Here is a 19,875-nt window from a genome sequence, read left to right on the forward strand (position 1 = left end):
AGGCGATTCCGTATGTGACGCCCCGCCCGCCGAGGACGCCGACGACCCAGGACGAGGAACCGCGCCATGCCGACCTGCCCCCTCGACGGCGACCCCGGCCGCCTCAACCTGCTGCTCTCCGGCGACCTGCCCGAGGCCGAGCAGGCCGAGCTGGCCGACCATCTCGAAGCCTGCGAGCCCTGCCGCAAGGCCCTCGACGCCCTCTCGGCCCGCAGCGGCCTCTGGGAGGACCTCGCCCTGCTCCGGGACCCGGCGCCGGACTCGGACCCCGAGCTGGAGATCCGGGACGCCGAGGCCGAGGCCGTCGCCCTGCTCGAGCCGGCCGACGCCCCTGAGGCCCTCGGCCGGCTCGGCCGCTACGACGTGCTCCGGGTGGTCGGCCGGGGGGGGATGGGCGTGGTCTTCCAGGCGGTCGACCGCTCGCTCGACCGCCCGGTGGCGATCAAGATCCTCGCCCCCGCCCTGGCCGCCACCGGCGCCGCCCGCCGCCGGTTCGCCCGGGAGGCGAAGGCCGCCGCGGCGGTCGTCCACGAGCATGTGGTGACGATCCACGCCGTCGACGCCACCCCGAGGGGCATCCCCTATCTCGTGATGGAGTACGTCGACGGCCGGTCGGCCCAGGCCCTCGTCGACGGCGATCGGGCCCCCGAACTGGCCGAGATCCTCCGGATCGGCTCCCAGGCCGCCCGGGGGCTGGCCGCCGCCCACGCCCAGGGGCTGATCCACCGCGACATCAAGCCGGCCAACCTGCTGCTGGAGGACGGCGTCGAGCGGGTCAAGCTCACCGACTTCGGCCTCGCCCGGGCCGTCGACGACGCCTCCATGACCCAGACGGGCGTCGTCGCCGGGACCCCGCAATACATGTCCCCCGAGCAGGCCCGGGGCGACCCGGTCGACCACCGGACCGACCTCTTCAGCCTCGGCAGCGTCCTGTATGCCCTCTGCACCGGCCGGGCCCCGTTCCGGGGCAGCTCCAGCCTGGGGACCCTGAGGCGCGTCAGCGAGCAGGACCCCGAGCCGATCGCCTCGCACAACCCCGAGATCCCCGCCTGGCTCGCCACGATCGTCTCCCGGCTCCAGGCCAAGGCCCCGGCCGACCGCTACCGGTCGGCCGACGAGGTGGCCGACCTGCTCGGCCGCTGCCTCGCCCACGTCCGGCAGCCCGCCACGGTCCCCCTCCCGGCCGGGCTCGCCCGACGGCCCGGGAGACGCCGAGTCGCCGCCCTGGGCACCCTCGCGGCCTGCGTGCTCCTGCTCGCCTCGCTGGCCCACTCCGACGTCCGGGCCGCCGCCCAGGAGGCCGCCGACTCCCTCGCCGTCGTCCTCCGCCTGAAGACCCCCTCCGGCGTCCTCGTCATCGAGACCGACGACCCCGGCGTCTCGATCCGCCTCGACGGCTCGGACCTGATCGTCGCCGGCGCCGGGGTGAAGGAGCTGAAGCTCGACGTCGGCCCGCACAGCGTCGAGGCGATCCGCGACGGCGAAGTCATCCGCGAGGAACTCGTCACCATCACCCGGGGGGACCGCACGCTCCTCTCCATCCGTCGCGAAGGTGAAGGGAGGCTGGAGACGGCGGAGACCGTCGGGCGACAGGACCCGATCGATGAAGTCATCTCCTCCATGTCGGCCCGGCCCCCGACCATGGAGGAGTATCGGGCCAACCCGGGGTTGATGGGCAGCTCCATTCCCCGGGAGAAGACGAGGCGGCCGGGCGACGGCGCGATGGATCGAGGAATGGCGTCGGACCTCCTGTACCCGGGCCTGAGGTTCGCCCCCCCTCGGGGGGCCGGCCGCTTCTCGACCGAACCGCAAGAGCCCGGGACGGATTCCCCGGAGACGGCGGCCCGACGCCTCGCCGAGGCGCTGGAACGCCTCCCGGCCGAGCCCACCGAGGACGACGGCCGCACCCGGATGCAGATTTACCTGAGGGATCTCCAGGGGGACCGGGTGACGCTCATCGCCGACGAGCCGATCCGGGGGCTGACCCGCACCTCGACGCCCACCTGGTCCCCCGACGGGACCCGGATCGCCTTCCACGCGACCCCGGACAACGACGGGTCCCGCTCCCAGATCCTTTTCCTCCAGGCCGAGGACGGCTGGCCGGTCGTCCGCGCGTTCGCGCATCAGGGGATCAGCAGCCCGAACTTCTCCCCCGACGGCCGTACCATCGCCTATCTCAAGTGGTCCGGCCCCGACTCCGGCACCTGGCTGATGCAGTCCGACGGCTCGGGCAGCCGCCGGGTCGCCGACTTCGGCTCCCCCTACTGGTCGCCCGACGGCACCCGGCTGATGCTCCATCCCTTCTCCGAGCAGCCGACCCGGACCCGGGTCCACGACCTCAGGACCGGGGAGGAGGAGATCATCCAGGTCGACGGATTCGAGATGATCTCCTGGCCGAGCTGGGTCGATGCCGACACGGTCGTGGCGACCCTGAACACCGGCGCGGACAAGGACGACGAGCGGCTCGTCCTGCTGGACGTGACCGACCCGAGCGACTCAAAGGTCGTCCGGGTGCTCTGGGAGCGGGGCCCGGACCAGGACGTCGTCCCGCGATGGCCGGCCATGCGCCCCTCGACGGGCGAGTTCTTCTTCGCCGGCGTGGTGCAGGAGCCGGATCTGCGGAACCTCTACCGCCTCTTACCCGACGAGTCTCCCCTGGCCGTCCCGATGCAGCCCGAACCCCGGGAAGACCACCTCGGCGAACTCGCCTTCTCCCCCGACGGGCGCTACCTCCTCTTCAACGCCAATCGCCGCGACCGCCAGTTGGTTGAGCGGCTCCGGGAGGGCGAGGAAGAGGCCCTGATCGGCCGCGGGCGGGGCGTGCCGATCTCTCCCCTGGGCTACTCAGAACTCGTGCCCGAGCCGACCCCGGCCGAGGAAGTCCACCGCCTTGCCGAGGCCCTGAAGATCCACCCGGCCCAGCCCAGCGAGGACCGGCAGATGGGCCAGCAGCCGAATTACCGGATGCAGCTTTATATGAAGGATCTCCGGGGAGGAGAGGTCACGCTCGTCGCCGACGAGCCGCTCACCGGATACCCCGACTCCTTCTCCCCGGTCTGGTCCCCGGACGGGACCCGGATCGCCTTCCACGCGGGCAAGACCTTCCGGTGGACGGACTCCGAGCTGTTCGTGCTGGAGGCCCCGGACGGCCGGCCGGCCGTCACCTCGCTGGGTGCGGGCAGCAGCCCCTCCTGGTCCCCGGACGGGACCCGGATCGCCTTCCTCCGCTGGGAGGAGTTCGATTCCGACGCCAACCCGGTCAACGGGGCCTGGGTGATGGACGCCGACGGCTCGGACCGCCGCCGGGTCGCCGACCGAGGGGCCCCGTTCTGGTCCCCCGGCGGGGGCAAGCTGCTGATCAACCCCATGCCGGAACCCGGCCCGATCCGCATCTTCAACCTCGAGCGCGGCAGCGAGCTGGAGGTCAAGGTCGAGGGCCTGCAATTCATCTCCTGGCCGCGCTGGGCCGACGACGAGACGCTGGTGGCGACCCTCAACACCTCCCGGGCCGCCGGCGACGAGCGGCTGGTCCTGCTCGACGTGAACGACCCCCCGAACGCGACCCTCAAGCGGATCCTCTGGCAACGGGGGCCGGGCCAGGATCTCCTGCCCCGCTGGCCCATGGTCGGGGAAGTCCCCGGGAACTACTTCTTCATCGGCGTGGGAGAAGGGAACACGAGGGGCATCTACCGGGTGCTGCGCGGGGAGCCCGGCCCGCCCGCCCCGGCCGAGACGGTCGACGCCACCCGTCACGACGGCAAGGGGGGCCTCTCCATCTCTCCCGACGGCCGTTACCTCCTCTTCAACGCCAACCGCCCCGACCGGGCCGGGGCGGGGCGGAAACCCGAGCCAGAGGAGGAGCTGGGGGCCGCCATCCGGGCCGCCCCCGACCTCAATCTCATCTTGCCCGACCCGGTCGAGGAGGCCGACCGCCTCGCCCAGGCGCTGCGACGCAGCCCGGTCGAGCCGAGCGAGGCCGACGGCCGCACCCGGATGCAGATCTACATGCGTGATCTGGAGACCGGCGAGGTCACGTTGATCGCCGACGAGTCGCTCACGGGGCTGGCCGTCTCCGTCATCCCCGACTGGTCCCCGGACGGCCGCCGGATCGCCTTCCACGCCAACCCCGACTTCAACTATCGGCGTTCCCAGATGTTCGCCCTGGAGGCCCGGGACGGCCGACGGACGCTGACCCCGCTCGGTCCGGGGGACAGCCCCAATTACTCCCCGGACGGGACCCTGATCGCCTTCGCCCAGTGGCACGGCTCCGGCCCCGATCCCGGCGTCTGGCTGATGGACGCCGAAGGCGGCGACCGCCGCCGCGTGTCCGACGTCGGCGCCCCGTACTGGTCCCCCTCGGGCGAAAAACTCCTGATCCACGACTTCTCCGACCCCACCTCGAGCCGCATCAAGGACCTCGCCACCCGGCATGAGGAGGTGGTCCGGGTCGCCGGGTTCGAGTTCGTCTCCTGGCCGAGCTGGGTCGACGAGCGGACGCTGGTGGCCCCCATCAGCACCGGCAAATCGTCGGCCGACGATCGGCTGGTCCTGCTGGACATCTCCAACCCGTCCCATGCCGAGATCACCCGGGTGCTCTGCGAGCGTGGCCCCGATCAGGACGTCGTCCCCCGATGGCCCCTGAAGCGGGCTTCGATGGAGGAATACCTCTTCGTCGGCGTGGAGGGGTCGACGCCGGGGGACCGGGGCGACCTCCGGAACCTCTACCGACTGTCGCCCGACCGGCCCGACCGGGCCGTCCCGGTGCAGGACCAGGGCCATCGAGACCTGCTCGGCGGACTTTCCTTCTCCCCCGACGGGCGCTACCTCCTCTTCAACGCCAACCGGCCCGATCGCCGATAGCGGGCGGCGCGAGGGCGGTCCCCCCGGGCGCTCGGCCGGTTGATTTGCGGGGGCCTCGCCGGTAGCTTCGGTGGTCTCGATCGAAGACCCCCACCGAAGCCCCCGACCCGAGGGACCGAACGACCATGGGAGCCGACGCCCGGATCCAGGAACTGAAGCTGGAGCTGCCCCCCGCCCCCAAGCCGGTCGCCACGTACGTGACCGCCCTCCGGCAGGGGGACCTGCTGTACGTCTCGGGGCACGGCCCGCTCAAGGCCGACGGGACGCTGATCACCGGCAAGGTCGGCGCCGAGCTGGACCTGGAGGCCGGCAGGGCCGCCGCCCGGCAGGTCGGCCTGGCGATCCTGGCCACGTTGAAGTCGCACCTCGGCTCGCTCGACAAGGTGACGCGGCTGGTCAAGTCGCTCGGCCTGGTCAACTGCACCGCCGAGTTCGCCCAGCAGCCGCAGGTCATCAACGGCTACTCCGACCTGATGAAGGAGGTCTTCGGCGACCTCGGCGTCGGCACCCGGAGCGCCGTCGGCACCAACGCCCTGCCGGGGAACATCGCCGTCGAGATCGAGGCCATCTTCCAGGTGGCCGACTGACCCGCCCCGGTCGCCCGACGGGCCCGAGGTGCCCGACTCCGACCCGCTCCCCCGCGCGGGGGAGAGGGCGGGCGAAGCCCGGGTGAGGGGGGCTCGGACGGTTCGCAAGGCCAGGAGGTCGCTCGAAGACCCCTCATCCCGACCCTCTCCCCGCAGGCGGAGAGAGGGGGTCGGATTTGCGCCCCAAACCCCGGACGGCTGCCCGGGGGCCAGCAAGGGGCCTGGGTCGAGCCGGCAGGCCGCACGGAGGACGTGTCCTGCCGCCGAGACGCCGCACCGATCGATCGATGCTATGTCAAATTGTTGAGAAAGTCCCATGAACGACCCCCGGGAATTCCAGTACGTCATCCTCGACTACAACGGCGTCAGCTGGCTCGTCCGCGACAATGCCACCGAGCGGGGCCCCGGCCTCCCCTCGCTGCTGGCCGACGGCTGGAAGCCGGTCCGGGAGACGCCCTTCCACAGCGAAAGCTCGGTGACGCCCTACGTCCTGATCCTGCTCGAACGCGACCACAAGGACCGCGGCAGCGGCTTCGGCTTCGCCTGAACCGTCGCCCGGATCAGTCCGATGGGTCGGGAGGCGATCCGATGCGACGACTCCTCCGCTGGCGCGTGGTCACGATCATGGCGATCATCGCCGTCATCGCCCTCCTCCTCGCGGGGTATCGCACCGCGGCCGTGCGGCGCCACTTCTTCAGGATGAGTTCGATCAATTACGAGATCGATTGCCAGCGAATGCGGCTCGAGATCCTGAAGCTCGATACCCGGGCCCGCAGGTCGGAGGCCGATCCGACGATCGACCCCGGACTGGACGAATTGGCTGCATTGCTCCGGGCCATGGGAGTCGACCCCGGTGACGATCCTCGGGGCGCCTACGCCAGCCTTCTCGACCGGCACCTCTCCTTGGTCGCCTCATACAACGAGGCGGCCCGGTCACGCCTCGCCTGGCTCCGATTCGAACCCGTCAATCGTTCATGCGGGTGTCGATTTTGCGATTTCGTCGCCGGAAGACGCTACCCGATGTGGTGGGATCGCCGTGAACGCCGCTAATCGACTCGACGGCCGCTCCTGCCTGATCGTCGGCGGCACCGGCGGCATCGGCCTGGCCACCGCCTCCCGGTTCCTGGCCGAGGGGGCCCGCGTGGTCGTCTCGGGCCGGACGGGCGACGAGGTCCGGGCCGCCCGGGGACACCTCGCCCCCCTCGGCCCGGCCTGGGCAGAGGAGGCCGAGACCTCGGACGGAGACGCCGTCTCCTCGCTGTTCGACCGCGCGATCGACCGCCTCGGCGGCCGGCTCGACGTGCTGGTGCACGTGGCGGGGATCAGCGGACGCCGATATGGCGATGGGCCGCTGCACGAGTGCTCCGAAGCCGGCTGGGACGCCGTGATGGGCGTCAACGCCCGGGGCGTCTTCCTCACCAACCGGGAGGCGGCCCGTCGGATGCTCGCGCAGGGTCCCGACGAGGTCGGCCTGAGGGGCACCGTCCTCAACCTCGGCTCGGTCACCGCCTGGTCCTTCTCCCCCGAGTTCTTCGGCACCTACGCCTACGCCGCGAGCAAGGCGGCCGTGCACGCCATGACCCTTCAGGCCGCCAGCCGGTACGCCGCCGACCGGATCCGGTTCAACGCCGTGGCCCCCGCGCTGGTCGAGACGCCGATGTCGGCCCGGGCCTGCCAGGACCCGGCCATCCGGGCCTACCTCGCCACCAAGCAGCCGATCGCCGGGGCCCCGGGCACCCCCGACGACGTGGCCGAGGCGATCCTCTACCTCTGCGAGCCGGCCTCCCGGTTCGTCACCGGCGTGGTGCTGGCCGTCGACGGCGGCTGGTGCGTCTCCGAGGGGCAGCACCCGAGCGATGACGGAACGGACGGATGAACCGATGAGCGAATCCCCCCGAGACCCCCTCTCCCAGTACCTCGACGCCGCCCGGTCGGCCCTGGACGCGATCGAGGCCACCCAGCTCGGGCCGATCCGGGAGGCCGCCCGGCGGTTCGCCGACGCCATCCTGGCCGACCGCCTCGTGCACGTCTTCGGCACCGGCCACTCCCGGATGGCCGTCGAGGAGCTGTTCCCGCGCTACGGCTCGTTCCCGGGCTTCCACCCGATCGTCGAGCTGTCGATGACCTTCCACAACCCCGTGGTCGGCGCCAACGGCCAGCGGCAGGCGATGTTCCTGGAGAACGTCCAGGGCTTCGGCCCGGTCCTCTGGCGGAACTTCGTCACGGATCCGCGCGACTGCCTGCTCGCCATCTCCACCAGCGGCTGCAACGCCGTGACGATCGACGTGGCCCTGGAGGCGAGGCGCCTGGGCATGGCGGTGGTGGCCCTGACCTCGGTGGCGCACAGCGAGGCCTCCACGTCCCGGCATTCGTCCGGCGAGAAGCTGCACGAGGTGGCCGACCTCGTCCTCGACCAGAAGGCCCCCGCCGGCGACTCCGCCGTCTGGATCGAGGGCCTCCCGACGCCGGTCTCGCCCATCTCCTCGGTCAGCGGCTGCACGATCATCAACCTGATCAAGGCCGAGGTCGCCCGCCTGCTCACCGCCGCCGGCCGGCCGCCGAAGGTCCTCACCGCCTCCTGCCACGTCGGCGCCGATCGGGCCCGGGAGCTGTTCGAGCAGACCTACGACGACTACCGGAGGCGCGTGGGGGTGCTCTACCGATAGGCGGTCCATCCGGGACGATCCCCGACGAGTGCAGTCGTCTCCGACCCTCGCCCCCGTCCTCGGGGGAGAGGGTGGGCGCAGCCCGGGTGAGGAGGGATCGGACATGTCACCAGGCTCCGCGTCCCCGACGCCGACCCCTCACCCCGGCCCTCTCCCCGCGAGCGGGGAGAGGGGGAGATATTCCGACCCTCGCCCCCGTCTGCGGGGGAGAGGGTGGGCGCAGCCCGGGTGAGGGGGGATCGGGCGACGCGCAGGGCGTGGCGATCCATCGAAGGCCCCTCACCCCAGCCCTCTCCCCGCTGGAGGGGAGAGGGGGAGGGAACCGATCCGTCCATCGGTCGGGCGGATGGGCCAGGACGATGGTGGCCGGCCTCGACCGGCTCCGCGCCTCGCCTCTGTCGTCCGCCCATCGCCCTCCCTTCCCGATCGCCCGGGAACTTTTTGTGAGTAAACCTGCCGATTTTCACGACAGTATTGGATAGGAAGCGGGCGCGGGCCCGGCGGATGATCGCCGGGCCCGGGCCGTCGCGACGGCGAGGGAGCGATTCGGATCCCACTCGAATCGCGGAGCGTCCCCCGATCGGCGTCGGAGCCGGGACCGGGGGGAGGATCGACGGCCGACCGGAATCGGCGACCCCACCCGGGCCGAGCGAGGAGCGACTCCCTCGCGCCCGACCGATCGTCCCACGCCCGACCGGCCCCCGGCCACGAGTCGCCCCCAATGAGTCGCCCCCGCCCCGGCAAGTCGCAATCGCAGTCGCAGTCGCACCCGGACCATGCCCAGCCGGTCGCCCCGGTCGATGCGGCCCCCGACGCCCTCCGGCCGATCGGGCCGTCGGTGCCGGTGCCGTCGATCAGCGTCCTGATGCTCCGGGACGCCACCGGCAATCAGTTCGCCGCCTTCTGCGCCGAGCTGTTCGCGTGCCTCGACCCGACCGACCTGATCGGCCGGCTCCTCGCCGAGTTGCTCGTGATGGCCGTCGAACGCCTCCGACGCGCCGCCCGGCTCGAGCCCGAGGACGCGCTGCCCAGCTCCGACTGGTGCCGCTTCCAGGCCCTCGCCGAACGCAACGCCCGGGCCGCCGCGAAGGAGCTCGCCCGCCACCTCGAACGCCCCTCCCGGGCCCCCGCCGCCAAGCCCGCCCGCGCCTCCTCCGCCTCCCCGGGCGTCGCCGGGCCGGCGCCGGTGCCGAAGCCCGAGCCCGAGCCCGCCCCGGTGCCCGAGTCGACCCCCGAGGAGATCGCCGAGGCGTCGGCCCACTGGCGGCGGCACATCGCCCTGGTGCGGGGCATCAGCGAGGAGTGGCCGATCCTGCTCCGGACCGGTCGGGAGGTGGAGGCCGTGGCCGCCTGGTTCGGCGACGGCAAGTCCGACGACGAGCTGATGCGGTGGTACCCCGACGTGAGCCGGGCCGACCTGGCCGCCTGCCGGGCCTGCGACGCCGAGGGGCTCTGCGGCCCCTTCGACCCCGCCGACGGCCCCTATCCGCCGGGCCTCCCCGTCCTCGACGACCTGCCCGCCGACCCTCCCGAGTGATCGGGCGTCCGGCGGGCGATCCGGGCCGACGGGGACGGCGGGGGCGGGATCAGGCCCCGCCTCCCGGGGGCTTCCCCCGCGCCTCCCGCGCCTCGTGCATCCGCCTGGTCGCCTCGGCCACGTCGGGGATCGCCTTCACGAGGCTGAGCACGCCGTACAGGAAGATGCCGTGGTGGACGCCGATCTCGATCCGCTCCCACTCCGACTCGAACGACTCGCTCACCTCGCCGATGCTGGTGAGGACCAGGCCCAGCGCCGCCAGGATGTTGAAGTACGGGTGTTCCGTCACCCCCCTGAGCTTCTCCAGCACGACGCACCTCCCCCGACCGACTGACCGACTGCCGAGACGACCGAGCCGGCCCCGCTCGATCGGGGACCCGGACCGCCGAGCATAGCCGAACGGCCGACCCCGGGCCAGCCGCCGCGCTGCAGTCTCGTCTCCCTCGGCCCCGACCCCGGCGCCTCAGCGGGCGACCTCGCCCCCGCAGCTGGAGCCGGCGCCGGCGGTGCAGCCGTAGCAGTGCAGGCCGGTGACGATCGGCCGTCGGGCGAGGGCCTCGGCGTCGAACTCGGCGACGTGGCGGGGCAGTCCGGGGCCGGTGGTCAGGTCGAGCTGCTGGTTGAAGTCGCAGTCGTAGAGGCGGCCGTCCCAGCCGACGGAGAGCGTGGTCCGGCACATCACCGCCTCGGCGGCGACGGGGTTGTAGGCCGAGACGAGGCGGTCCATGTAAGCCTCGTACTGCCCGGTGCGGAGGAGGAATTCGAGGAAGCGGTTGATCGGCATGTTGGTGATGACATACAGGTGGTTGAACACCACGTCGTATCGAGCCTTCAGCTCGCGCCGGAAGTCGGCCTCGATCGATCCCTGCCTCGGCGGCAGGAAGGCGCCGGTGGGGTTGGAGACGAGGTTCAGGGTCAGGCCGGAGCCCTCGACGCCGTATCCGAGGCCGTTGAGGAGGCGGATGGCGGCGATCGAGTCCTCGAAGACGCCGACCCCGCGCTGGGCGTCGGTGTTCCGGGCGAGGAAGTAGGGGAGCGAGGCGACGACCTCGACCCGATGCCCAGCCAGGAACTCGGGGAGGTCCCGGAAGCGGGGGACCATGAGGATCGTCAGGTTGCAGCGGTCCATCACCGACCGGCCGAGGTCCCGGATCCGTTCGACCAGCCAGCGGAAGTGCGGGTTCAGCTCCGGGGCGCCCCCGGTCAGGTCCACCCGGGGGATGTCGGTCGATCCCAGGGCCCGGAGGCAGTGCTCCATCGTCTCCCGGGTCATGATCTCGGTGCGGTCGGGCCCGGCGTCGACGTGGCAGTGCTTGCACGTCTGGTTGCACATCTTGCCCAGGTTGAGCTGCAGGACCCCGATGCCGGTGGCGGTCAGCGGGTCGAGCCCGTGCGAGCCGAGCGACCGCTCGAACGGCCGGAACCGGCCGGACGGGCGGAGGACCCGGAGTTGCTCGTCGAGGGCGGCCAGGGGGTGCCCCTGGCCGAGGAGGGATCGGGGCATGTCGCGCTCGGGGCTGGTCGGTCGGTCGAGGGGCTCGGGCCCGGGCTGGTCGATCGCGGCGGGCTCCCATCGTACCAGACTCCGCCTCCCCGGCCGCGGCGCGATCGGCCCGAGCGGGTCAGCAGACGCCCTGCACCCGGCCGGTCGGCGGCTCCGAGGGGTGCGGGGGGCGGAGGCGGTCGACCCGGGCGAGGGCGGCCTCCACGTCGTCGGCGAACAGCTCGGCGAGGTCCCGGCTGAAGTTCTCCCGGACCACGGCGCGGAGCACCCGGATCTGCTGGGCGTCGGGCGGCAGCGGGTAGGCCGGGACGATCCAGCCGGATTCCCGGAGGATCTGCGAGACCAGGTCGAGCGTCTCGGGGGGCTCGTCCGGGTCGGCCAGGGTGAGGGCGATGATCGGGATCGACTTCGCGTCGCTCAGGCGACGGAACCGGCCGAGGCGGTCGAGCCGGTCCTCCAGGTACCGGGCGTTCTCCATCACGTTGCCGAGGATCCGGGCATATCCCTCGTGGCCGAGCCGGAGGAAGTTGTAGTACTGGAGCAGCACCTGGTTGCTCGCCTTGGAGAAGTTCAGGCTGTAGTTGCTCATCTCGCCGCCGAGGTAGCTGATCTTGAAGACCAGCTCGTCGGGCAGGCAGGAGGCGTCCCGGAAGACCACGGTGCCGATGCCGGGGTACACAAGCCCGTACTTGTGGTTCGATACGTTGATGGACCGGACCCGCCCCAGGCGGAAGTCCCAGGCGAAGCCGGGGTCGTGGAACGGGACGACGAAGCCGCCGCTGGCGGCGTCGACGTGGATCGGGATGTCCCAGCCCTTCTCGGCCTGGACGCGGTCGAGCAGGGCGTCGATCTCGGCGATCTTGTCCACCTGGCCGGTGAAGGTGGTCCCCAGGACGCAGCCGACCCCGATCGTGTTCTCGTCCACCCGGGCCTCGACCGCCTCGGGGGTGAGGATGTGGCAGTCGGCCGACAGCGGGGCGATGCGGGCCTCCACGTCGAAGTAGAGGGCGAACTTCTCCCAGCACGTGTGGACGTCGGCGCCGAAGACGACGTTGGGCCGGTCGGCGGGCAGCCCGGCGGCCTTGCGGCGGTTCCGCCAGGCGAACTTGTGGGCGAGCATGCCGAGCATGATCGCCTCGGACGAGCCCACGGTGCAGGAGCCGACGGGCGTCTCGGCCTCGGGGGCGTGGAAGAGGCGGCCGACCATGCTGACCACCCGGCGGTGGATCTCGTCGGTCCGGGGGTACTCGTCCTGGTCGATCAGGTTCTTGTTCAGGGCCTCGGCGGCCAGCGCGTCGGCCTCCGGCTCCATCCAGGTGGTGACGAAGCTCGCCAGGTTCAGGGCGGGGTTGCCGTCGAGCTGCAGCTCGTCCCGGATCATCTGGTGGGCGACGTCGGCGGGCATCCCCCGGTCGGGGATGCGGTCCCGGGGGACGGGCCGGGAGAAGTCCCGGGAGGCGTAGGCGGGGGCGAGGCGGTCCTCGCCGTGTCGGATGCGTCTCATGGGCGTCGGGTCCTCGGCGTCGGCGTCGGCGTCGGCGGCCGCGACCGCCCCCGGCCGCCGTCGGCCCGGGGGCGATCACATGGAGAGCTTGTCATGAACGTCCTTCATCTGGACCCCGTGGACCAGCGTGATCCCCGCCCTCAGGGCGGCGGCGACCTGGACGGCCTCGGTCATCTGCTCCAGGTTGGAGCCCCGCTCCAGGCAGCTCCTGGTGTAGGCGTCGATGCAGTACGGGCACTGTTCCGAGTGGGCCACGGCCAGGGCGATCAGCGCCTTCTCCCGGGCCGAGAGGGCGCCCTCCTCGAAGACGGCCCCGTACCACTGGTTGAATTTCTCCCAGAGGGCGGGGGCCCCCTCGCCGATCTCGGGGAATCGCGGGAGGTCTTCGGGCTTGTAGTAGGAGGACGACATGGCGGGCTCGGCTCGGGCTGGGGGGCGATGGGGTCCTCGGACGCGATCGCCTCCCAGCCTATCCGCCCCCCCAAAGGGACCGCCACCGCGTGGTCAGGGGCCGGCGACGGCCCCCCGGCCGCCCCGGAGCAGGGCCGAGAGCAGGTAGAAGCCCACCGCCACCCAGAGCAGGTTCGTGAACCCCATCGCCAGCGACAGGTTCTCGCTCAGGCCGCCCACCACCACCCCGGCGATGTTCGCCCCCAGGGCGAGGTCCGGGCGGTCCCGGTCCCGGAAGGCCATCGCGAAGACCATCCCCGCGAACAGCACCGGCAGGAACACTACGGCGCAGGAGACCACGACGCGAACCGCCCCCGGCAGGGCCAGGTACGTCTCCAGCGGCACCAGCACGTTGGCCAGCAGGGCGAGGACCAGGCCCGCGTAGTACGGCCACTGCCGCGACGGCCGCGCCAGCACGACGAACAGGTTCGCCAGCAGGATCATCACCAGGATCGCCCCGAAGACGATCGAGTTCACCGCCCAGGTCGCGCCGAAGAGCAGGGCCATGTGGACGACCCCCTTGGTCTCCAGCAGCATGAAGCCCGCCCCGAGGAAGAACATCTGGGCGTCGGGCCGGATCCGGCGGCCCGGGGAGAAGCCGACCAGCAGCGCCAGCGACAGCACCGCCACGATCGCCATGCCCCGGAGGTTCAACGCCGGGATGCCCCGGTCCCTGAGGTAGAGGAACGGCCAGGAGTCCCCGGGGAGGTGCTCGATCCCCCCGGTGTCGACCCGGGCGGGTCGGAGGGCGTCCCCGGGGGCCTCGCCCCGGGGGAGGAAGGAGGCGTCCCAACCCCCGGCCTCGGGGTCCTGGCCGGTCCGGAGCACCTCCCCCCCGGCGAAGCGGTCCCGGGCGGATTCGAGGGCGGGGTTCGGCCCGCCGGAGGCCATGAGGAAGGTGATGTGGTTGGTCTGCGACTCGGTCGGGCGGATCTCGTCCTGGGGGGGGAGCGAGAAGACGACCGGGCGGGCGCCGAAGGCGTCGGCGATCATCAGGTCGATCCGCCCCACCACCCAGCCCTGCCGGTAGTAGTTGTAGGCCGCGAAGACGCCGCCGGGCTTCAGGCGGGCCCGGACGTCCCGCATGGCCTGGTCGGTGAACAGGAAGCTCTCCAGCCGGAGGCTGGAGTAGCCGGAGTGCAGGACCAGGGAATCGACGAGGGCATAGATGATCAGGTCGTACTTCTTCTGCGTCGTCCGGAGGAAGCCCCGGCCGTCGGTGAGGTGGACGGTGACCCGGGGGTCGTCGTAGGGGCGGTTGGGGTGGTCGCGTCGGCCGAGGCGCTGGAGCGTCGGGTCGATCTCGACGGCGTCGACGTGCTCGGCCCCGGCGAGCAGGGCGGCGGCCACGTCGTTGCCCGAGCCGGCGCCGATGATCAGCACGTCCTTGAACGTCGATCCGCCGCCGGCCCGATTCAGGAGGTGGGGGAGGTGGTAGGCCCGGCCGGTCTGCTCCACGTCGACCATCTGCTGGTGGCCGATGTTGTTCGTCTCGATCAGCTTCGGGCCCGGGTCGTACTCGACCTTGTAGTAGGGCGACCACAGGATCTGCCTCGCCGTCCCCGCCCCCGGGTCGAAGGCCGAGAGGGCGGCCACGTAGATCAGGCCCACGAGGCAGCCGACCTGCACCGCCGACCTCCTCCGCAGCAGCATGGCGAAGAGCCCGGCGCCGACGGCGAACCAGAGCAGGGGGGTGGTCTCGTACCTCGAGGCCAGCCCGAAGGCGGCGATCCCGGCCAGGCTGCCCCCCACGTCGGCCGAGTAGGCCCGGACCCGGTCGGGGATGGCGTTGAACCGGCGGCCCATGATCTGGCCGATGCCGACGAACATCACCGCGATCAGCACGAAGAAGAACCCGGCCATCGCCTCGATCGGCACATTCCAGGCGAAGGGGTCGCGCACCAGGTACTCGGTGCCGAAGTAGACCTGCTGCGGCGACCCCCGGCCGCCGACCTCGACCATCAACGCCCCCCCCGACCGGTGGGCCCGGAGCAGCCATCGGGCGAGCAACGCCCCGGCCAGGCCCACGGGCAGCGTCAGCCGACTGTAGTCCCTCGGCGACGACGAGGCCAGCAGCCCGACCGACAGGCCGAGGAAGCAGGCCATGAGCACGAGGTTCGTGAAGAAGGTCAGGAAGGCGACCGTGGCGCCGAACCAGCGGATGCAGGCCAGCTCCAGGAACAGGGCCGCGAAGCTGATCAGGAACAGCTCGACGTAGGCCCGCCGCGTCGGCCTCGTCGGGGGGGGCGGCTCGGCTGGGGTCGGGGAGTCCATGGGACGCGAGGGTTCCTGATCGGGGGGGCGGGGCGTCGGTGGATCGGTCCGGTCCGGTGCGATCCGAGGCGTCGAGTCGCGGGCGATCAGGGGGGGCCCTCGGCGCGGTCGGGCTCGGGGCGGTCGCCCTGCCGGTCGCCGGGCGGGTCGCCGTCGGCGGCGAGGCGGCCGCCGGCGGCGGGCTCGACCCGGACGCGCCGGATGCGGTTCGGGTCGGCCTGGGTGACGAGCAGGCGGTGGCGGCCGACGATCACCTCGTCGCCGGGCAGCGCCAGCCGGCCGAGCTGCTCGACCACCAGGCCGCCGGTGGTGTCGGAGTCGACCTCCTCGGGCATGGTCACCCCGGTCATCTCGGCCAGCACGTCGACCGGGCAGCTCGCGTCCACGTCGAAGGCGCCGTCGCCCAGGGGGACGACCTGGGGCGTCTCGCGGTCGAACTCGTCCTGGATGGGGCCGACCAGCTCCTCCAGCACGTTCTCCAGGGTGACCATGCCGGCCACGTCGCCGTACTCGTCCAGCAGCATCGCCAGGTGGACCCGGTTGGTCCGGAACTCCAGCAGCAGGGCGTCGAGCCGCAGCGACTCGGGCAGGAAGGGGATCTCCCGGGCGATCTTGCGGAGGTCGGGGCGGCCGACGTCGGAGCCCCCGGAGCGGAAGAGGTCCTTGACGTGGACCATGCCGACGACGCTGGTCAGGTCGTCCTCGCAGAGCGGGAACCGGGTGTGGCCGGCCCGCCGGGCGATCCGGAGGTTCTCGTCGACCGGGCGGTTGAGGCTCAGGTAGACGACGTCCGGGCGGGGGACCATCACCCGTCGGGCGGTCTTCTCCTCCAGGTTCAGGACGTTCTCGATCATCACCCGCTCGGCCCGGCTGAGGTGGCCGCCCTGCACGCTCTCCGAGACGATGTGCCGCAGCTCCTCCTCGGTGTGGGCCACCGCGGCGTGGTCCAGCACCCCGATGCCGGCCAGCCGGAGGATCAGGTCGCTGAAGGCGTTGAGCAGCCAGATGACCGGGAAGAACAGGTAATAGAAGGCCATCATCGGCGGCGCCGTGACCAGCGCCACCGGCCTGGCCGCCCGGATCGCCAGGCTCTTGGGCACCAGCTCGCCCAGGGAGATGTGCAGGAAGGTGACGAGCAGGAAGGCGAAGGCCGGGATCACCGGCAACATCCGGCCGTTGACCTCCAGCGCCGTCTCGGGCAGGCCGAAGGCGTGCAGGGCGGCCTCGATGCCCGGCTCGACCGACCGCTCGATGACGAAGCCCAGGCCCAGGCTCGCCAGCGTGATGCCGAACTGCGAGGCCGAGAGGTAGGCGTCGAGGTGGTCCAGCAGCTTGCCGGTGATCTTGGCCGCCCAGTTGCCCCGCTCGACCAGCTCGTCGATCTGGCTGGAGCGGACCTTGACCAGGGCGAACTCGGCGGCCACGAAGAAGGCGTTGGCCAGCAGCAGGCCGGCGACGACGAAGAATTCGGCGATGCCCATCCGCGGGGTGGGTTCGGGAGGGTGTGGGGCCGGGCCCGATCTCCGCGCGGCGGGGGCCCGATTGCGACCCCGCCGCCGATCGAGCCGTCCGGGCCCGCGTCGCCCGGATCCTACCCGAACCGCCCCCCCTCCGCACTCCCATACCGCCCCGATTGTCGGATGCATCGATCCGTTGACATGCCCTCGGCCGCCGTCCTAGGCTTACCCCGACCGGAGGGCCCCCGGCCCCTCCCCGGCATCCCCGACCCTTCCCCTGGAGGAGACCTTCATGACCACCCGCGTCCCCTTTGCCCCCGAGACGGCCCGACGCGCGATCGCCCCGGGCCTGGCCGCGCTGATCGGGCTCTGCTCCGGGACGGCCGGCGCGGCGGCCGCGCAAGGCGAGGAGGGCTCCCTGGCCCGGTACGCCCCGGCCGAGGACCTGTTCCTGCTCGTCGAGTTCCGGGGGCTCGACGCCGAGCGGGCCGCCTGGGAGGGGACGGCGGGCTACCGGCTGCTGAACGAGACGGGGCTCGGCTCGCTGCTGGAAGGCCTGCTCCGGCAGGGGATCGAGGCGGGCATCGCGTCGGAGGAGGAGCCGCCGAAGCTCGGCGACCGGGAGGTCTCCCCGGGGGAGATCATCTCCGGCATCGAGTACCTGGCGAGGCGGGGGGGGATGATCGCCCTGATGGGGGAGATCCCCGACGACGCCCTCGAGGGGGCCGGGCCCCCCGAGGGGCTGGAGTTCGTCGCCGTCCTCCGGGGGGTGGCCGCCCCCGACGCCGACCCGATCGTCGCCCGGGTGCTGGAGGAGATCCGCAACTCCCCGGAGCTGGAAGGCCGGGCCGAAGAGCGGGCCGGCCGGTCGGTCACGATCGACCCGGAGGAGGGGATCGGCTTCTGGGTCGAGGGGGAGGACCTGGTGCTGACCGGCGCCGTCGACGCGGTGATCGCCGCCCTCGACGGCGGGGCGCCCTCGGCCGAGGGGTCCGAGGGGCTGGCGGGCCTCGGCACCGAGGCCGAGGGGTTCGTGCCCGTGGTCCGGGGGTTCCTCGACTTCGAGGGCCTGCCCGAGCTGCCCGAGGAGGCGAAGGCGCTGGGCCTGGACGGCGTGGAGCGGGTGGAGCTGCTCTGGGGCTTCCAGGGCGAGGCGATCCGGAGCGAGCTGAGGGTGGTGGCCCCGAGCCCGCGCCGGGGGCTGCTCCGGCTGATCGACCAGCCGACCTTCGGCCTCGGCGACCTGCCGCCGATGCCGGCCGACCTGACCACCTTCACGGCGATGTCGCTGGATCTGGAGGCGATCCTCGACACGGTGATCGAGTCCGTCACGCAGGTCGACCCGCAGGCCGGGGCCCAGGCGGAGCAGGCCGAGCGGGCGCTTTCGCAGCAGCTCGGCGTCGACCTGAGGGCGCAGGTGCTCGGGCAACTCGGGCCGAGGATGGCGGTGCACCTGAGGCCCGAGCAGGGGGCGAAGTTCGACCTCTCCGCCGTGATCCCGCCCGACGCCATCCCCGACGAGGCCGGGGGGGATCTGGTCCGCTCGATGCTCGCCGGCCAGATGGCCGTGCTCGGCTCCCTGACCTTCATCGCCGAGATCCGGGACCGGGAGGCCTTCGCCCCGGCGATCGACCGGCTGGTCACGATCGTCAACCAGGCGCTGGCCGGCATGGGCGAGGGGGGGCCGAAGATCACGAAGCAGGGGGGCCAGTTCCCGGTCTACTCGCTGGAGATCCCGCCCGGGATGCTGCCGCCGGGGGCGATCGAGGGCTTCGCGCCGACGATGGTCGTGGGCCGGTCGAACTTCGTCTTCGCCTCCACCCCCGAGCTGGCGAAGTCGGCCGGCGGGGAGTGGGTCCCGACCGGCGCCTTCGAGCCGATGGGCCGGACGCTGCCCGACGACATGATCTGGCTGAGCGTCTCCGACCCGAGGGAGACGGTCCCCGGGCTGATCGCCGGCCTGCCTCAGATGGTCGACTCCTTCGACGCCATGGCCCGGGCCTCCCAGCGCGAGCAGGGGCAGGAGGTGGTGGGGCTGGGCATCGAGCTGGACCGATCGAAGGTCCCCGACGCCGAGACCGTCCGCGCGCTGCTCTTCCCCGGCGCCTCCTACATGACCCGGGACGACGAGGGGCTGAGCGTCATCTCCCGGGAGTCGGTCCCCGGCGTGGCCTCCCCCGCCTCGGCCGGCGTGGCCATCGCCCTGCTGCTGCCGGCGGTGCAGTCGGCCCGGGAGGCGGCCCGACGGGCGCAATGCACCAACAACCTGAAGCAGATCGGCATCGCGATGCACCACTACCACGAGGCCAACGGCCGGTTCCCGGCGGCGATCACCGACTCCGACGGCAATCCCCTGCTGAGCTGGCGGGTGGCCCTGCTGCCGTACCTGGAGGAGCAGGACCTCTACGCCGAGTTCCGCCTGGACGAGCCCTGGGACAGCGAGCACAACCGGACGCTGGTCGACCGGATGCCCCGGGCCTTCTCCTGCCCGAGCCGCCCCGACCCGGAGCCCGGCCGCACCGGCTACCGGATCGCCGAGGGCCCCGGCGCCTCGTTCCCGGGGCCGGACGGGATCCGGCTCCGGGACATCCTCGACGGGACGACCATGACGGTCGCCGTCTTCGAGTCGGACCAGGGGGCCACCTGGACCCAGCCCGGCGGCCTGCCGCTGCCGGCCGAGGCCGGGGACGTTCCCCTACCGCTCGGCTCGTTCCACCCGGGGGGGGCGAACGCCCTGTTCTTCGACGGCTCGGTCCGGTTCCTCCCCGAGTCGGTGGAGCGGACGATCCTCCGGGCCCTGCTGACCCCCGCCGGGATGGAGCAAATCGATCTCGGCGATCTTTGAGCATCCCTTGATTTCCGAGCCTCGCCCGACGGCCGCGGGCCGGAGGGGGAGGCCCGTCCCACCCCCTCCGCGAGCGGTGAGGGGGGCGGTGGACGGGACATCAAGCCCGTTGAATCGACCGGGCCCCCTCACCCGGGCTTCGCCCACCCTCGCCCCCGCAAGCGGGGGCGAGGGTCGGAGTCGGTCCCCCT

14 protein-coding genes are annotated in these 19,875 nt (G+C 72.3%); 8 read left to right on the forward strand and 6 right to left on the reverse strand.

The annotated features are described in order from the left end of the window. Positions 1-66 precede the first annotated feature (66 nt). The 7 genes from ElP_RS14975 (at position 67) to ElP_RS15005 (ending at position 9,650) form a co-directional block, all read left to right on the forward strand. On the forward strand, positions 67-4,860 hold the full coding sequence (locus tag ElP_RS14975) for a protein kinase domain-containing protein (protein ID WP_145270581.1): 4,794 nt from the start codon (positions 67-69) through the stop codon (positions 4,858-4,860). Positions 4,861-4,985: 125 nt separating this feature from the next. Continuing rightward, positions 4,986-5,447 (forward strand): RidA family protein, encoded by a 462-nt coding sequence (locus ElP_RS14980; RefSeq protein ID WP_145270584.1) that lies wholly within the window; start codon positions 4,986-4,988, stop codon positions 5,445-5,447. 316 nt (positions 5,448-5,763) lie between these two features. Further along, a complete protein-coding gene (locus ElP_RS14985; RefSeq protein WP_145270586.1) occupies positions 5,764-5,994 on the forward strand; it encodes a hypothetical protein in 231 nt (76 codons plus the stop codon). 77 nt (positions 5,995-6,071) lie between these two features. Beyond that, positions 6,072-6,497 carry a hypothetical protein gene (locus tag ElP_RS14990; RefSeq protein WP_145270588.1) on the forward strand — a complete coding sequence of 142 codons (426 nt, stop codon included), beginning with the start codon at positions 6,072-6,074 and terminating at the stop codon, positions 6,495-6,497. Next, positions 6,484-7,323, forward strand: a complete 840-nt coding sequence (locus ElP_RS14995) for an SDR family NAD(P)-dependent oxidoreductase (RefSeq protein WP_145270590.1) — start codon at positions 6,484-6,486, stop codon at positions 7,321-7,323. The genes ElP_RS14990 and ElP_RS14995 overlap by 14 nt, the downstream gene beginning before the upstream one ends. 4 nt (positions 7,324-7,327) lie before the next feature. Beyond that, the gene (locus ElP_RS15000; RefSeq protein WP_145270592.1) at positions 7,328-8,113 is read left to right on the forward strand and encodes a sugar isomerase domain-containing protein; all 786 of its coding nucleotides are present in this window, start codon (positions 7,328-7,330) and stop codon (positions 8,111-8,113) included. Positions 8,114-8,834: 721 nt separating this feature from the next. Further along, on the forward strand, positions 8,835-9,650 hold the full coding sequence (locus ElP_RS15005; protein ID WP_145270594.1) for a DUF433 domain-containing protein: 816 nt from the start codon (positions 8,835-8,837) through the stop codon (positions 9,648-9,650). A 49-nt stretch (positions 9,651-9,699) separates the two neighbouring features. On the opposite strand, the gene ElP_RS15010 is transcribed toward ElP_RS15005, so the two are convergent. The 6 genes from ElP_RS15010 to ElP_RS15035 all read right to left on the reverse strand — a co-directional run bounded on the left by ElP_RS15010 (position 9,700) and on the right by ElP_RS15035 (position 16,863). Next, a complete protein-coding gene (locus ElP_RS15010; protein WP_145270596.1) occupies positions 9,700-9,960 on the reverse strand; it encodes a hypothetical protein in 261 nt (86 codons plus the stop codon). A gap of 153 nt (positions 9,961-10,113) precedes the next feature. Further along, positions 10,114-11,154, reverse strand: coding sequence for an arsenosugar biosynthesis radical SAM (seleno)protein ArsS (gene arsS, locus ElP_RS15015; protein ID WP_145270598.1), 1,041 nt, complete (start codon positions 11,152-11,154; stop codon positions 10,114-10,116). Between the two features lie 118 nt (positions 11,155-11,272). Further along, entirely contained in the window at positions 11,273-12,658 is a 1,386-nt protein-coding gene (locus ElP_RS15020) for a glutamate decarboxylase (RefSeq protein ID WP_145270600.1), read from the reverse strand. Between the two features lie 75 nt (positions 12,659-12,733). Next, complete coding sequence (locus ElP_RS15025) at positions 12,734-13,069, reverse strand: arsenosugar biosynthesis-associated peroxidase-like protein (RefSeq protein ID WP_145270602.1); 336 nt, start codon at positions 13,067-13,069, stop codon at positions 12,734-12,736. A 93-nt stretch (positions 13,070-13,162) separates the two neighbouring features. Further along, entirely contained in the window at positions 13,163-15,382 is a 2,220-nt protein-coding gene (locus tag ElP_RS15030; protein ID WP_145270604.1) for a spermine/spermidine synthase domain-containing protein, read from the reverse strand. A gap of 86 nt (positions 15,383-15,468) precedes the next feature. After that, on the reverse strand, positions 15,469-16,863 hold the full coding sequence (locus tag ElP_RS15035) for a hemolysin family protein (protein ID WP_145270606.1): 1,395 nt from the start codon (positions 16,861-16,863) through the stop codon (positions 15,469-15,471). 268 nt (positions 16,864-17,131) lie between these two features. Here ElP_RS15035 and ElP_RS39665 point away from each other — a divergent pair, with 268 nt between their 5' ends. Further along, positions 17,132-19,684, forward strand: coding sequence for a DUF1559 domain-containing protein (locus ElP_RS39665; RefSeq protein WP_145270608.1), 2,553 nt, complete (start codon positions 17,132-17,134; stop codon positions 19,682-19,684). The last annotated feature ends 191 nt before the right edge of the window (positions 19,685-19,875 follow it).

The sequence above is a fragment of the Tautonia plasticadhaerens genome (assembly GCF_007752535.1).
GTDB classification, from domain to species: domain Bacteria; phylum Planctomycetota; class Planctomycetia; order Isosphaerales; family Isosphaeraceae; genus Tautonia; species Tautonia plasticadhaerens.

Excerpts from the sequence above, each read along its gene's own strand:
- ElP_RS14975 (WP_145270581.1), top strand. The coding sequence starts at position 67 with ATGCCGACCTGCCCCCTCGACGGCGACCCCGGCCGCCTCAACCTGCTG.
- ElP_RS14980 (WP_145270584.1), top strand. The coding sequence starts at position 4,986 with ATGGGAGCCGACGCCCGGATCCAGGAACTGAAGCTGGAGCTGCCCCCC.
- ElP_RS14985 (WP_145270586.1), top strand. The coding sequence starts at position 5,764 with ATGAACGACCCCCGGGAATTCCAGTACGTCATCCTCGACTACAACGGC.
- ElP_RS14990 (WP_145270588.1), top strand. The coding sequence starts at position 6,072 with ATGGCGATCATCGCCGTCATCGCCCTCCTCCTCGCGGGGTATCGCACC.
- ElP_RS15000 (WP_145270592.1), top strand. The coding sequence starts at position 7,328 with ATGAGCGAATCCCCCCGAGACCCCCTCTCCCAGTACCTCGACGCCGCC.
- ElP_RS15005 (WP_145270594.1), top strand. The coding sequence starts at position 8,835 with ATGAGTCGCCCCCGCCCCGGCAAGTCGCAATCGCAGTCGCAGTCGCAC.
- arsS (WP_145270598.1), bottom strand. The coding sequence starts at position 11,154 with ATGCCCCGATCCCTCCTCGGCCAGGGGCACCCCCTGGCCGCCCTCGAC.
- ElP_RS15020 (WP_145270600.1), bottom strand. The coding sequence starts at position 12,658 with ATGAGACGCATCCGACACGGCGAGGACCGCCTCGCCCCCGCCTACGCC.
- ElP_RS15025 (WP_145270602.1), bottom strand. The coding sequence starts at position 13,069 with ATGTCGTCCTCCTACTACAAGCCCGAAGACCTCCCGCGATTCCCCGAG.
- ElP_RS15030 (WP_145270604.1), bottom strand. The coding sequence starts at position 15,382 with ATGGACTCCCCGACCCCAGCCGAGCCGCCCCCCCCGACGAGGCCGACG.
- ElP_RS15035 (WP_145270606.1), bottom strand. The coding sequence starts at position 16,863 with ATGGGCATCGCCGAATTCTTCGTCGTCGCCGGCCTGCTGCTGGCCAAC.
- ElP_RS39665 (WP_145270608.1), top strand. The coding sequence starts at position 17,132 with ATGACCACCCGCGTCCCCTTTGCCCCCGAGACGGCCCGACGCGCGATC.